Source organism: Alteromonas naphthalenivorans (assembly GCF_000213655.1).
GTDB classification, from domain to species: domain Bacteria; phylum Pseudomonadota; class Gammaproteobacteria; order Enterobacterales; family Alteromonadaceae; genus Alteromonas; species Alteromonas naphthalenivorans.
The window spans coordinates 4,901,086-4,914,945 of the sequence record NC_015554.1 but is presented as its reverse complement, the minus strand read 5'-3'; the positions used below and the strand labels follow the sequence as shown (position 1 = coordinate 4,914,945).

Below are 13,860 nucleotides of genomic sequence, written 5' to 3'. Positions count from 1 at the left end.
CTGGGTTTAAAAAATCAAACGGTTTGTACTTTGATGCCGAGGTTGGTTTAGGGTACAAAAAGTACCAAACCTTGCTTTGATCCAGTAATGGCAAGGCCTACCAGCGTTGGATTTCAATCGAGAAGCCAAACAGTAAATGGGCTAATTTCCCTGTTTGGCGTTTCGATCCAAAAGCCAAACGGATAGTGGTTTTGGCGTATGGGGGGAAAGGCATGGGGAAGTGTTGAACGAAGAGCGGCTTGCTAATTTAACTTGGGATTTGATGGAGAGGTGTCTTCCAACTTGAGTGAAGGTTGCTTGTCACTGTTACCCTCAAAGTACTCGAGGGCGTACCCCATAGCCTTGTAACTTTTCTCGCGTTTTTTAAACATGCGTTGCAGCATAGGGAGAGCGAAGTCCACATAGTCGTGAATGGTGACTTGTGTTTTGCCTTCCGATTCACGATGAATACGACCGGCATATTGAGCCAATGTACCTTTCCATGCGATTGGCATAGCCAAAAACAACGTATCCAGTCTTGGTAGGTCAAATCCTTCGCCTACATATTTTCCTGTTGCGACGACGACTTGAGCCGATTGCAGATGATTGACAGCATTCTTGCGTTCGGCAGCTTTCATGGCGCCTTTGAGTACGACAGTGCTTATACCCATCTCGGTAAGTCGTGAGTGTATGTACTCTGCGCTCTGTAAGGACTAACGGGTGAACGCTCGTTTTGAGCGCTACGCAAAGCCTCTCTTAATGCGAGAAGCTGCTGCTTTTCGTTTTCAAGCTCAGCTAGCCTGTTATCAATAGCAGAAATGTTTGGGTAGCGAGCGTCATTCATAACAAACTAATTTTGATTCGCAGCGCTATGAAGCGCGAACTTGCGGTGGCTTGATCAGTGACTCTGCTGGAATACCTAACCCTTCATGAAGTTTCCAAATCATTTTTAGCGTGAGTGATCGCTTATGGTTTAGGATTTCATAAACACGATTGCTTTTACCTATCATGGGTTCAAGATCTTTAACCGTTAAGCCTTTGCGCTCCATCTCAAACTTTATTGCCTCAACAGGGTCTGGCAAATCCATTGGAAAATGCTTTGCTTCGTAGGCCTCGACTAACGTAACCAAAATGTCCAGCTTTTCGCCTTCAATGGTATCTGGCTCCGCCATCATTAGGTTTTCGATGTCGTTTAATGCCGCGCGGTAGTCGGCATCTGTTTTAATAGGTCTAATGTCCATTATATTTACCTCTTGTTACTACCTCTTGGCTTTAAATCGTTTGCACATCAATTTTATCGTATTGTGCATGACTGCCGATAAACCGTATGTAAACCACCTTGTAGGCATAATTGATCCAAACGACTAATCGGTATTTATTACCGGCAATGTTAAACACGACACGCCCATCTTTGAGGATGCTGGCATTTCTAAAGTCCTGTTTCACATCCGACGGTGATCCCCAATCAGCGTTTAATGCATGCCTATACCACGCTAACGTTGGCTCTTTCGCGTCAATGTATTCTGGGCTGTCTTCCCAAAATGTTTTTAAGGTTGATAGTGCGATAATTCTCATAAATAGATGTTAGTCCCATATTGGGACTTTTGCAAGTTTGGTATTCTTGATGCGGTTAGGAGTTGTTACCGCATCCCCGATTGCCCCATTCCTTGGGGCGGTTCAAATCCCTCTTATTCACCTTCTAAAGCTTGCGGTATCAAGTGTTGCCCCACTGTCCCAAATGCCCACAGTAAGTAAGCAAATTAGGGCTTGTTAGTTTCGCCTGATGGGCCTTTTCGGCATGCGGCTGCGTTTGCCATCGAAGAAGGCCAATACTCTGAACCAATAGAGTGATTCTTCATAACCCAAGCTGTACGTTGGGCGTGCAGGCGGGATGAGTCCTAGTTTACGTCCTAGGCTGACAATCACGTAGAACGTGAGTTTTAACGTCAGCCAAGGAGCGAGTACCACGAATACCATCAGGCAATGCCGGGTAAGTGCGTAGCCTACGCCATGAGATTGTTCGAGTAAGGCAATGCCAATACACCAACCAAGGCCTGCCAGCATGGCTATTGGAAAGGTAATGGGGGCGAGTCGCATCATAAATTGCATGTTAACGCCCTCCTATTTTGTGTTGTGAAGCGGGCTCAAAGTTCACCAGTGGTTCGATCACATCAGCCACGGTTTGATGGGCAATACGGCGCTCTTCAAAGTAATCGTGGCGGTCGTAGATACCCTCAACGCCTTTTAGCTTATGGTTAAGACAGCGTTCGGCCACATTGCCTGCAATGCCCAAAGAGGCGGCAAGGCTGCGAAAGGTGCGGCGCAGATCGTGTACGGTGAAGTGTTCAAGCTTGCCCGTTTTATTCGGTGGCTGTTTTTTGCGCCCAGGCTCGCGACCAAAGAGTTTAGAAATGGCGCGGTTTAGCGTATCTGGCCCCATATGTGGACGATGGCTTGCTCGTCTGGCTGGGAAAACATAAGGTGAGCCACAAGCGCGGATTTGCAACTCGTTAAACCAGGCAATGGCTTGGCGTGGTAAGGGAATGCTGATTGGCACGCCAGTTTTACTTCGTTCCTTGGGTAGGTCCCATACGCCCGTGGTTAAATCCATTTCACGCCACATGGCTTCGCACAGTTCGCTTTTGCGCACGCCCAATACCAAAAACAGGCAGCAAGCGAGGTAGTTGTCGCGGCCAAAGCTATTGATATGGGTATGAAACACGCTAAAGGCGTAGTGAATTTCCTCTTTGCTGAGCATCCTGTCTTTACTGGACTCCACACCACCGGCATCGTCCACGGTAAATGCTGCGGCGGGGTTGTTCAGCGTTAAGTCGAGCTTTATCGCATGTCGAAACAGCTGCTTCATGTACATCAAGGTATCGTTGGCGATGGTAGGGCGGTTACTTTCTCGAATGCGCTCTAATACTTCGCGCACATGTGTTGGCCGCACTGCTTGGATAGGGAGTTGACCAATCACGGGTGCAATTTCTTTGGTAAAAACACGTTTGGGTATATTCGGGTGCTTTAATCGGCGACTTAAGTCTTTGGCATACCAGTCTTGAAACAGCTGGCTGATATTTTGGATCTCTGGGATGGTTTCAATAGCGCGAATTGCTAATGGATCTTCACCTTGCTGAAGTTGTAGCTGCATTTTAGACGATTCAAGTCGAGCCTCTGCTAAGGTCATGCTTGGATATTGACCGAGCGTGGCTTCTCGTCGTCCGTTTAGGCTGGTATACCTTAGCATCCAATACGGCATGCCAGATTTTCTTACGCAAAAATATAGGCCATTACCATCACTGTATTTTTTGTTTGCTGCTGCGGTGCGAGCATAAGATTGCACCTGAGTTGCGGTTAGTTTTGCCATCGTTTGTTACTCTATATTCCTAAGAAATCGTTAAAATTTGCTCACCATTGCCCACCACTGTTTGTTTATCGATTGGTTCGATAGTTGAGTGATTGAACAATCTGCAAGCAGCACGATAAGTGGGGATGGCATAAGGCGGTGGTGAGATAGATGTAAAAATCTGCTCACCAGATACCTTGACTTTTTGCTTATTGAGTCAAAAAAACAGGTCTTGCCCACCATTTTGCCCACCACTTAAACAGCAGCTGGTAACGGACATCTGCAAACCGATTTGGACGGGGAAAATAAAAAAGCCCTGTATTTACAAGCAAATAACAGGGCTTCTAAGACATTCTTGGACGGGTAAAAAAACTATTCGATGTTTTGAATCTGCTCACGCATCTGCTCAATCAGCACCTTAAGTTCAACCGCCGATTGGGTGATATCAGTATTAATTGATTTTGAACCAAGCGTGTTCGACTCGCGGTTAAATTCCTGCATCATAAAATCTAAACGGCGGCCAACTGCCCCGCCCTTTTTAAGAATGTTGCGGGTTTCTATTACATGAGCGTTTAATCGGTCTAACTCTTCGGCAACATCCACTTTTTGCGCAAGCATAATCATTTCTTGTTCGAAGCGGCCTGCGTCTAGCTCAATTTTTGCTTCTTCGAAGCGAGCTTGTACTTTTTCGCGCTGCCACACCATAATTTCAGGCATACGGGCGGTGACTTTCTCGGCTTCTATTTCAATGGCGTCTAAGCGCTGAGTAATCATGCCTTTCAACGCTTCGCCTTCGGTGGCACGTGCGCTTATAAAATCGTTAAGTGCTTGGTCGAACGCAGCCATAACATCGCCATGAATGGTATCCATGTCGGCTTCTTCGGCAGCAATCACACCAGGCCAGCGCAATACGTCTAGCGGGTTTACACCGGTAGATTGTCCATGAGCTTGTACCCAGTCGGCGGCTTGAAGTACTTGTTTAGCCAACGCTTCGTTAAGGCTAAGTGTGGTTACAGCAGCATCGTTGGCGGTGAAACGTAACGCGCACTCTACTTTCCCGCGGGCCAGTTTTTTTCTAAAACGTTCGCGAAGTACTGGCTCTAAAGAGCGGAATTGCTCGGGTAAGCGGAAATAAGTTTCTAGAAAACGCTGGTTAACAGAACGTATTTCCCATACGGCGGAGCCCCACTCTTTTTTCGTTTCAACCCGCGCGAATGCGGTCATGCTGTAAATCATAAATAGTCCTTTTATTGCACTTTTTGCAAATGAAAGCCTGCAAAAACAACCCGCTGTCGCGCATTGTGTCATCATTATCATCAGGCAGGTTTTCTTGTATTCACTATAGTAGCCTACATTGATAAGAGTTCGATATGCTAAAAGGGCGAAAGTTCGTTTTTAACAGCTGCTATTAGTGCGTTATACTTACGCCCCAAACTTAGGCTTGTCTGAACACTTACCCATTATTAAGTGCGTTACTTGCCAGAATTATTTCTTTTATAAGCATTCATCTCGTGGAGAACTCTATGCGTCCAAGCGGCAGAACCGCCAATCAAATTCGTCCAGTTACTATTACTCGTCAGTACACATGTCACGCTGAAGGCTCAGTGCTGGTGGAGTTCGGCAACACTAAAGTGTTGTGTAACGCCACGGTTGAAGAAGGCGTGCCTCGTTTCATGAAAGGCCAGGGCAAAGGTTGGATCACGGCGGAATACAGCATGCTTCCTCGTGCTACTCATACTCGTAGTGGTCGTGAAGCTGCTCGTGGTAAACAAGGTGGCCGTACGCTAGAAATTCAACGCCTTATCGCGCGCTCGCTTCGCGCTGCAGTAGATTTGAAACTACTAGGCGAAAACACGATCACGCTTGATTGTGATGTTATTCAAGCTGACGGCGGTACACGTACTGCGTCTATCACGGGTGCCTGTGTGGCTTTAGTTGATGCGTTAACATATATGCGTAGCAAAGGCATTTTGAAAGCCAACCCTCTTAAGCACATGATTGCGGCGTTGTCGGTAGGTATTTATAAAGGTACGCCTATTGCTGACCTTGAGTACACCGAAGATTCAGTAGCCGAAACAGACATGAATATCGTCATGACAGAAACCGGTAAGCTTATTGAAGTACAAGGTACCGCAGAAGGCGAACCGTTTGCGTTTGAAGAGCTTGATGAAATGCTAACTATTGCTAAGCATGGTTTGCGTGAATTGTTCGATATTCAAAAAGCAGCACTGGCGTAAGGAGTTACCATGAAAGCGTTTCAGCGCAGTTTTATTGAATTTGCCATTGAACGTGGTGTACTTAAATTTGGTGAGTTTACCTTAAAGTCTGGCCGTGTAAGCCCGTACTTTTTTAACGCAGGGTTATTTAACTCTGGCGGTGACTTAGCCAAGTTGGGGCGCTTTTATGCCGATGCACTTGTAGATGCTGGAGTGGAATTCGACGTATTGTTCGGCCCTGCCTATAAAGGTATTCCTATTGCCACAACGACAGCGGTAGCCTTAGCCGATAGTCATCATCGTGATGTACCTTATTGCTTTAATCGCAAAGAGGCGAAAACTCACGGTGAAGGGGGCAACTTAGTAGGTAGCCCGCTGGAAGGTCGCATCATGTTAGTGGATGATGTAATTACCGCAGGTACGGCTATTCGTGAGTCTATGTCCTTGATAGAGCAGCACAACGCGAGTTTATCCGGTGTGCTTATTGCGCTAGACAGGCAAGAACGCGGTAAGGGTAAATTATCTGCTATTCAAGAAGTCGAGCGCGATTTTGGTACTACAGTAATTGCTATTGTCACGTTAGCTGATGTGGTGACTTACTTAACTGAGCAAGACAACATGACTAATGAAATCAACGCGATAAATACATACCGTGAAACCTATGGTATTTAAGTATGGCGACTGAATTTCAACAAGCCTTTGATGAAGCCACAACGCATTTAGATGCGTTGGGGCTTCGTTGCCCTGAGCCGGTGATGATGGTGCGTTTGCAAATACGTAAGCTGGAAGACGGTCAGACTTTGTCGATAACGGCAGACGATCCTTCAACGGCACGAGATGTGCCTAGCTTTTGTCGATTTATGGAGCATACCCTAGTGGCATCACAAACCGATGTAATGCCGTATCAGTATGTGATCAAAAAAGGGGTGTAGGGCGCTCTTAGCGCTGTTAGTCAACTCAGGTTCGTCGATATCTGGCTTCAAAGCCGCAATAAACACCAAACATGATAAACCCGACTCCCATGGCAGCTAACATGTAGAGCCCGAACGCTTGCTGGGTAAGGGTTTGTAGTGCTTGTTGCAGCCCTCCCGCCTCAGAAGGGTCGTTTTTTACCGCAGATATAACAAAGAAACTGCCCACCAGCAAATACACCACACCTCGGGCGAAATAGCCTAGTCTGCCAACCACTTTGGTCGTTTTCTGTTTATGACCTGTTAGCTTTGCTTGTTCAAACTTTTTGAGGAAATCTGCTTTGTAAGCATGTTTAAACTGCATAAAAGCAAATATAAGCACTCCTGCACCAATAGCAGCAACTAAATAGGTTCCCCATTGATACTGTAAAAGTTGATGGCTTACCTGTTCCCCTTTGGAACCACCGCCACTATTTGAACTACTGCCAGAGTTGCTATCAATTAGCACTTTTGCGCCTAAAAACGCAGCGCCGAAATAGAATATTCCTGATACAAACAAAAACACGCGCATAATAATGTCTTTGGCTTTTGTCATATCTAGCGATTCGGTGTTTAAAATACTTTGAAGCCATCGCCACAGGGCATAGCTAACTAATCCCGCTATTAAAATAGCTAGTAGCACTTGGCCAAATGGCTGTGATTTGAGGGTGGAAAACACGTTTTCTTGTGTCGCTTTTTCACGGTCTGCGGCAGTAATTACCGAGGAAAGAATAAAGACACCAAGCATGGAGTACATGATGGTTTTTGCGCTGTAACCTGCGCTGGCAATGGCTGAAAGCCAGTTTGATGTATCGCGCACGGTGCGCTCCTCGTTCGTATAATTGAATTTCGTCTATTACGATTATCAAGAATCGAACCACTAATAATAAAGGCGTAAATAATAAACCTGCGCAGCGTTTTGGCGCGTCTTACTTGCTATTACCTCTATATGTATCTACCGGATTACCTACTCGTTGTCACCACTGACGGCTTGCAACAGAAGTTGCTGCAATTGTTGTTTACTACGAGAGCAGTTGCAATGAATGTCTGACACATGCAAGTTTTGCCCACTCAACATTTTTTGAAGCACCGATGCTTTTACGTTTAACGATATGAAATCGTTGTTATCCTGAAATGATTCTACAGTCATGCTGATGTCCCTCGCCTTCATGGGGTATGTTTTACGGTTGTTAGGTTGTATCACTAGTGCAACGTTAGCGCCTGCTGATGTTCCGCAGTCATCGCACCACCGCCCTTTTCAAGCGCTACCTGTATAGCGCAAATAAGCTTACACACCGAGGGCTTACTGGCATGTAGAGGCAGTATGGCGATAAGTTGCTGGTGGCACTCTTGCAGAATGTGGTGAGCTTCGTGTTTTTTATTTTCTTTGTGCAGTAACGAGGATAAATACATGGCCATTGTGCCAAAGGCCAATATATCTTCGTGAATAGATTTATCCACCGTATCGTTAACCGGCTGTAAGGCGGTAAGAACAACTTTAGCGGCTTCGAAGGTTTGATAGCCAAGGCGCCTCGCCTCGTTATATTTGCCCGCTTGGTGAGCTTGCTGCGTTTGTACCTGCATCGCGATTCTGTGCTCGCGGGCGTGTGAAGGGTTTAGCTGCAACCACTTTCTGTAGACTGGGCATAACCGTTGTAAATTCATAATTTGCACCTCCTAAAAACTACATTAGTGCAAATGAGAATTATTATCAAATGTAAAATTGAAAAATTTTATCGAAGTAATTTACAAAGCAGATTAGCGCGTTAAGTACACATTTAATAGTGCTGGAAAAACCACTAACCTTTCAACATATTAACCGTAAACCATACGCCTATAACTAACGCAGTGAGCACGGCAATGGCGGCAATTTTATATTTCTTAATAAGCTGCTCGGCCTTGTTCCCCGCGAAATACACTACGGCGGCTAAGCCAAAATAGCGGATGGCCCGCGCGATCACCGTGGCTAACAGAAAAAGGCCGAGAGAGAATTTGGTGGCACCTGCTGCTAACATGGCCACTTGAAAGGGGATGGGGGCAATACCCAATGTCATCACAAACCAAAACCCTTGGTTTTGCATTTGTTGTTTAACACTGTCGAATTGTTGTTGGCTGAAAAACGTATCAATTACCCACTGGCCGAGTAGGTCGAATAAATAATACCCTAGCGCGTAGCCAAATATCGCACCCACTACACAACCTAAGGTTGCCATTAGCGCTATCAGCCAAAGCTTATCACGGCGGGCTTGCATCAAGGGCACCATAATCGCTTCAAGAGGCACCGGCACAATGGTCGACTCTAAAAAAGACGCAAACGTGATGCCGGTAAGCATGTGTTTGGAGTCTACGAGTTGCTTCGTCTTTTTCTTTACCTTTTTACCCAGTGCCATCTTTTATTTTTACTGCCTTGAAGTTAATGCGGCCCTGATACCCAAAGCCTTTCCATTATTGTTTGTAAATTTTGCCGTCTTTCATCACAAAATACACACTTTCTAATAGCGTTATATCTTCTAGCGGATTACCAACTACGGCTACTAAGTCGGCGAATTTTCCAGCCTCTAATGTACCTAAGGTATCACTAACACCCAGCAATGCTGCGCTATTAACGGTAGCGCTTAAAATCGCGTCTGCTTCAGACATACCCGCTTCTACCATTAAAGAGAATTCTTGAGCATTGTCGCCATGTGCAGAAACTCCGCTGTCAGTTCCAAAAGCAATTTTTACGCCAGCTTTATGCGCCTTTTCAAAGGTATTTTGAATAAGCGGGCCAATCGCCGCGGCTTTTGGGCGCACTAGTTCAGGAAAATAACCGTCAATCTTTGCTTTGTCGGCAACAAATTTACCTGCCAAAATCGTTGGCACATAGTAAGTCCCTTTTTGTTTCATTAGGTCGCGCACTTCGTCGTCCATGTAGGTGCCGTGCTCAATGGAGTCAACGCCAGCGACAATAGCGCGTTTCATGCCTTCTTTACCGTGAGCGTGAACCGCTACCGTCATGCCGTAATCTTTTGCGGTCTGTACAATAGCTTCTAGTTCATCGGTCATAAATTGTGGGTTTTGACCGCTTTTCGCTACGCTCAATACGCCGCCAGTGGCAGTGATTTTAATTAAATCTGCACCGTCTTGATAACGTGAACGAACGGCTTCACGGGCTTCTACTTCGCCGTTAACCACGCCTTGTTTAGGGCCAACGTCGGGGCGCAGTAAGTGAGATAATCCGTTGCTTGGGTCGGCATGTCCGCCTGTGGTGGCTATTGATTTTCCTACCGTGAATATACGCGGGCCTGTGGCATAACCTTTACTGATCGCATTTCTAAGAGAGACAGTTTCATGATAGCCGTCACCTAAATTACGTACTGTGGTAAACCCCGCATCTAGCGTAATTTCAGCATAGTTAGCGGCCTTAAGTGCATAGTCGGCTTCATTTAATGAAAAGCGCTCTAAATAGGTTTGAGGGCCTCCATGCTGTGAAGACAAATGAACATGCATATCCATCAAGCCAGGCATGACAGTGGCATCTTTTAAATCGATAACCGTGTCTGATTTTGAGGGTGTTTTATAACCAGACTCTACCGACGCAATTTTGTTGCCCTCGATAACAATGGTTACTTCGCTTTTAAGCTTGTCCGACGTGCCGGTGAAGGCTTTACCTGCATGCACAAGGGTGGCGGAAACGGCAGGCGCTGAAAGGGCAATTGTGCCCAACGTTGCCAGTCCTAAGGAAATAGCTAATGAAGTCAGTGTCTTTTTCATGATGGTTCTTCTTATGATGTGTGAATAGACGAAGAACCAATGTAGAACACCAGCAAAGCTAACGCAAAACTTTGCGCTACGTTATCGGTGTTATTTTACTTGCTGTGCTATTTAAAACTGCTTGCCATCGCCAGCATAAGCTTCTGCCCGGGCTTTTAACTCGTGACTTTTAATCAAAGGCTTACATCGAAGCTTAATGTTAACGCTTGTCACTACTATTTCGTGGGCACGGCGCCAATAATGAAGGGGATAGAATTCGAGGTAACCACAAATTGCGTTTCATCACCTTCTTGCTGCTCGCTAGCCTGCTCAAGCAGTTGGTAATAAACGTTTTGATGCAAACGCGCCCACAAATTGCGTCTAACTAAAACATAGGGGATGGGCGTTGCGTCAGTATCTTGTAAGTCGACGGGGGGCTTGCGTAAGCTGAGTTGTTCTGCCGCGCTCAGTGTAACGATATCGCCAGTTTGTGTGGTGAGCTCTAAGCAATCGTTATCAAAACGCCACTCGGTAACCAAAAAAGGCACGTCTTCTACGGTAATCCCCACCTTCTCAACTGGGGTAACCAAAAAGTAACTGTCTTCTTCTTTTTTAAGCACAGAGGCAAATAGCTTCACTAAGCTTGCTCGACCTATGGGGCTACCTTCGTAAAACCAACGGCCATCTAGCGCGATGGTTAAATTGATATCACCGCAAAAAGGCGGGTTCCACTTTTCCACCGGCGGAAGGGGGCGCGCCTTGTCAGACGTGCCCTTTAATTGCTGTTGAAATCTAGTTAGATCCATTTTCTTCAAGCAACACTTTAATTTCACGCAGCTTCGCTTTAATACGGCGCATATTGTCTGGGCCTGTACGAAGCAACTGCTTCTGCGGTTCGTTTAGATTCTCTAAACGAGGATCGGTGTACTTATAGGTAACTGAATCGGTATACACTTCAACAGGTACCGGCACTTCAGGTGTATCGAGCAACTGATCGATAGCATCTAATACCACTTCGTTGAAGTTTTTATTCGAATCGCCAATTTCTGCGTATTTGTCTTGAATGTCGCCTTTATAAATATCGTACATGCCCAACAAGGCTTCACTTTCAAACGACTCAAGCATGTTTACATAAGGTGTATAGCGCTTATAGCTTGCGGCATCAATCCATTGCTTACCAGCCTGAGAATAAACACGGAATGTTTGTTCAGGAGGCGTAAGCAACTGGTGATTAGGCGCCATTTCATCATTCGCTAAGTTGGTAACAGAGACCACAAATCGTTGTAATAAACCTTCATTCACAATCATGCGGTTTACGCTGTCGTCAGTGGCGGTAGAAATATCCAGCAGTGATGATTTTATGGCTGGGTCGCTCACATCTAACGGCTCAGGATCTGGCTCTACAGGTTCCGGCATTGGAGGGACTTCGTCTGGCTCTTCAAGCTCTAAAGGTGGCGGAGCAGGCTTAGTTTCAAAAACGTCGGGCACTTCTTCAACAGGCGCTTCCGCATCTGGCTGAATAACTTCAGGCTCGGGGGCGACGGGCTCTTCTTCTTTCGAAGGCCAAAACACGAGAGCCAAGATGACTACAATTATTACCCCGATAATAAGAAAATGGGGACCTAACGTACGCTTTTCTGACGATTCGCTCATAATATCTCCGCTGCAATAACTGATCTAATATTAATACTATCAGAGATAACACCCAATATTTGGATATCACGCAAGAGAATTGTTCTCTGATGAAGGTAATTTCCTTATTTAGAACACTTTTTAACGTAATTGGTTCGCAATTCGATCGCAATTTGTAGCAATTTCTTAGCGATAGCAGCAAGTACTAAGAAGTTCTAGAAAGGGGAACTTTGGTGTCATCATTCAATAAATCCCTTAATTTTGCCGTGAAATGTAAAATAACTTGATTATTTGATACATATTATTAACAATTCAGGTGGGTTTAAAATTCGTAGATATTATGACTGTCATTCTTTTTGCTATTCCTTTATTTGTTCTTCTTATCGCCATTGAAATATTTGTCGATAAGCGGAAAAAAACAGGTCACTATCGTGCAAACGATGCGATTACCAGTATAAGCATGGGCGTGTTATCGAGAATCATGGCCCTTGGGCATCAACTTATACCGCTCACTTTCTATGTATTGGTGTTTAATACTTTTGCGTTTATCGAACTGAGTTATTCACCTTGGGTATGGATAGCTGCATTCATATTGTACGACTTCTTTTATTATTGGAATCACCGTATGGGCCATGAAATGAGTATTTTATGGGCTGCCCATGTGGTGCATCATTCCAGTGAAGACTACAACCTAACTACCGCACTTAGACAAACAAGTGGTGCTATTTTCAGCTGGGTTTTCTACCTACCTTTAGCGCTAATAGGTTTTCCTCCAGAAATGATAATTACCGTTGGCGCACTTAACTTGATATATCAATTCTGGGTTCATACTCAGCATATTGATAAACTAGGCTGGATGGAGAAATGGTTTGTTACCCCCTCGAACCATCGTGTACATCACGCCCAAAACCGAGTTTATATCGATAAGAATTATGGTGGTGTGTTCATCATATGGGATCGTTTATTCAATACCTTTATTCCAGAATTAGAAAGCGACAAACCAATATTCGGTATTCGTGGTGCATTGAAAAGTTTTAATCCTTTGTGGGCGAATGCACAGCTTTATAGTCAATTAGTCAAAGACAGTTTTTATACCTCACGTTGGCAAGATAAACTGCGTGTGTGGTTTGGTCGCACGGGGTGGCGCCCCGATGATGTGGCCGAACGCTTTCCCCATGAAAAAGCGCCGCTGTCCTCGTTCAAAAAATTTAACCCTGCATTGGCTGCCCCTGTTACTTATTACAGTGTTGTGCAGCACGTTATCGTGTTGTCTATCACCGTATACTTATTGCTTTTTATTGAAGCCTTAAGTGGTGCTCACCAATTAATATTGGTGGTGACAATAGTGGCGATGAGTATCCAAAATGGGTTTGTTTTGGCCGGTTCAAAACTGGCATTGGCGCTAGAAGGGCCTCGATTACTGATATTTCCACTGATGTGGTTAGGAAGTGGGATTGTTTTTCCTGCAGCCATATTTAGTGGCGCGTGTTTGATCAGTATGATCATGCTCGTTAGAGCGGTGCGCTCTAGCGTAACACTCAGTAATATGTCTAATAGCGTGTCTTCAGAGGATACCGATACCCCAGTATCAATATCATCGTAATGAACCTGTTTGTCACCAGCAACGTAAAAATCAGCGTAAAAATTATCAAAAAAGTCATCGGTTGATTTACGTGCGCTGAGGGGCGGTTATGCACAAGTTTCTATTTACCCAAATTGAAGGTAAGTCTTTAAGCATCGATTATCTTGAAGTTCAGTCGTATGAGATGAACGTTTATTTGGTGTACCTCACCGTGGGGAACAAAAGTGGCATGGTGTACGATAAGCAAGACCGACCCATGCGTTTTTTCAGTACAGGCCAAATACGAGAAGTATTTTCTCACTGCACCGTACAGCAGGCCGTTATGAAATACGACTCCCCTTATGACGAAATGATTGGTAACCCGCCCAAAAGTGCACAACAAATGGCATTGCCATTTAGCATGCAGTTGCCTTATTAGTCATT

General features: G+C 45.2%; 19 protein-coding genes. 5 read left to right on the top strand and 14 right to left on the bottom strand.

Translation table 11 applies throughout. From position 1 onward, the window contains the following. Nucleotides 1–242 precede the first annotated feature (242 nt). The 7 genes from AMBT_RS22300 to AMBT_RS21485 form a co-directional block, all read right to left on the bottom strand. Complete coding sequence (locus AMBT_RS22300; protein ID WP_232363163.1) at nt 243–617, bottom strand: DEAD/DEAH box helicase; 375 nt, start codon at nt 615–617, stop codon at nt 243–245. Between the two features lie 23 nt (nt 618–640). Beyond that, nucleotides 641–823 (bottom strand): hypothetical protein, encoded by a 183-nt coding sequence (locus tag AMBT_RS23025; protein ID WP_041452646.1) that lies wholly within the window; start codon nt 821–823, stop codon nt 641–643. A gap of 25 nt (nt 824–848) precedes the next feature. Continuing rightward, the gene (locus AMBT_RS22530; protein WP_000354813.1) at nt 849–1,220 is read right to left on the bottom strand and encodes a helix-turn-helix domain-containing protein; all 372 of its coding nucleotides are present in this window, start codon (nt 1,218–1,220) and stop codon (nt 849–851) included. Between the two features lie 31 nt (nt 1,221–1,251). Next, entirely contained in the window at nt 1,252–1,554 is a 303-nt protein-coding gene (locus AMBT_RS21500) for a type II toxin-antitoxin system HigB family toxin (protein WP_001219935.1), read from the bottom strand. Nucleotides 1,555–1,749: 195 nt separating this feature from the next. Beyond that, nucleotides 1,750–2,088 carry a hypothetical protein gene (locus tag AMBT_RS21495; protein WP_013786779.1) on the bottom strand — a complete coding sequence of 113 codons (339 nt, stop codon included), beginning with the start codon at nt 2,086–2,088 and terminating at the stop codon, nt 1,750–1,752. 1 nt (nt 2,089) lies between these two features. Then, nucleotides 2,090–3,346, bottom strand: a complete 1,257-nt coding sequence (locus AMBT_RS21490; protein ID WP_013786778.1) for a tyrosine-type recombinase/integrase — start codon at nt 3,344–3,346, stop codon at nt 2,090–2,092. A gap of 351 nt (nt 3,347–3,697) precedes the next feature. Further along, nucleotides 3,698–4,561 carry a YicC/YloC family endoribonuclease gene (locus tag AMBT_RS21485; RefSeq protein ID WP_013786777.1) on the bottom strand — a complete coding sequence of 288 codons (864 nt, stop codon included), beginning with the start codon at nt 4,559–4,561 and terminating at the stop codon, nt 3,698–3,700. Nucleotides 4,562–4,848: 287 nt separating this feature from the next. Here AMBT_RS21485 and rph point away from each other — a divergent pair, with 287 nt between their 5' ends. The 3 genes from rph to tusA are packed head-to-tail and all read left to right on the top strand — an operon-like array spanning nt 4,849 to nt 6,473. Then, nucleotides 4,849–5,562 (top strand): ribonuclease PH, encoded by a 714-nt coding sequence (gene rph, locus AMBT_RS21480; protein ID WP_013786776.1) that lies wholly within the window; start codon nt 4,849–4,851, stop codon nt 5,560–5,562. 9 nt (nt 5,563–5,571) lie between these two features. Next, nucleotides 5,572–6,213: an orotate phosphoribosyltransferase gene (gene pyrE, locus AMBT_RS21475; RefSeq protein WP_013786775.1), complete on the top strand. Its 642-nt coding sequence runs from the start codon at nt 5,572–5,574 to the stop codon at nt 6,211–6,213. Between the two features lie 2 nt (nt 6,214–6,215). Next, nucleotides 6,216–6,473 carry a sulfurtransferase TusA gene (tusA, locus tag AMBT_RS21470; protein WP_013786774.1) on the top strand — a complete coding sequence of 86 codons (258 nt, stop codon included), beginning with the start codon at nt 6,216–6,218 and terminating at the stop codon, nt 6,471–6,473. Between the two features lie 25 nt (nt 6,474–6,498). Here tusA and AMBT_RS21465 read toward each other — a convergent pair whose 3' ends face one another. The 7 genes from AMBT_RS21465 to AMBT_RS21435 all read right to left on the bottom strand — a co-directional run bounded on the left by AMBT_RS21465 (nt 6,499) and on the right by AMBT_RS21435 (nt 11,876). After that, nucleotides 6,499–7,311: a DUF1206 domain-containing protein gene (locus AMBT_RS21465; protein WP_013786773.1), complete on the bottom strand. Its 813-nt coding sequence runs from the start codon at nt 7,309–7,311 to the stop codon at nt 6,499–6,501. A 147-nt stretch (nt 7,312–7,458) separates the two neighbouring features. Next, complete coding sequence (locus tag AMBT_RS21460; RefSeq protein ID WP_013786772.1) at nt 7,459–7,641, bottom strand: hypothetical protein; 183 nt, start codon at nt 7,639–7,641, stop codon at nt 7,459–7,461. Nucleotides 7,642–7,694: 53 nt separating this feature from the next. Continuing rightward, a complete protein-coding gene (locus AMBT_RS21455) occupies nt 7,695–8,156 on the bottom strand; it encodes a hypothetical protein (protein WP_013786771.1) in 462 nt (153 codons plus the stop codon). A gap of 134 nt (nt 8,157–8,290) precedes the next feature. Next, nucleotides 8,291–8,881, bottom strand: coding sequence for a YqaA family protein (locus tag AMBT_RS21450; protein ID WP_013786770.1), 591 nt, complete (start codon nt 8,879–8,881; stop codon nt 8,291–8,293). Nucleotides 8,882–8,936: 55 nt separating this feature from the next. After that, complete coding sequence (locus tag AMBT_RS21445) at nt 8,937–10,244, bottom strand: metal-dependent hydrolase family protein (protein ID WP_013786769.1); 1,308 nt, start codon at nt 10,242–10,244, stop codon at nt 8,937–8,939. Nucleotides 10,245–10,459: 215 nt separating this feature from the next. Next, on the bottom strand, nt 10,460–11,029 hold the full coding sequence (locus tag AMBT_RS21440) for a DUF1285 domain-containing protein (RefSeq protein ID WP_013786767.1): 570 nt from the start codon (nt 11,027–11,029) through the stop codon (nt 10,460–10,462). Continuing rightward, nucleotides 11,016–11,876, bottom strand: coding sequence for a DUF3014 domain-containing protein (locus AMBT_RS21435; RefSeq protein WP_013786766.1), 861 nt, complete (start codon nt 11,874–11,876; stop codon nt 11,016–11,018). The genes AMBT_RS21440 and AMBT_RS21435 overlap by 14 nt, the downstream gene beginning before the upstream one ends. A 319-nt stretch (nt 11,877–12,195) precedes the next feature. On the opposite strand from AMBT_RS21435, the gene AMBT_RS21430 reads away from it, so the two are divergent. Beyond that, nucleotides 12,196–13,458 carry a sterol desaturase family protein gene (locus AMBT_RS21430; RefSeq protein ID WP_013786765.1) on the top strand — a complete coding sequence of 421 codons (1,263 nt, stop codon included), beginning with the start codon at nt 12,196–12,198 and terminating at the stop codon, nt 13,456–13,458. Between the two features lie 88 nt (nt 13,459–13,546). Continuing rightward, nucleotides 13,547–13,855 (top strand): DUF6482 family protein, encoded by a 309-nt coding sequence (locus tag AMBT_RS21425; RefSeq protein WP_013786764.1) that lies wholly within the window; start codon nt 13,547–13,549, stop codon nt 13,853–13,855. The last annotated feature ends 5 nt before the right edge of the window (nt 13,856–13,860 follow it).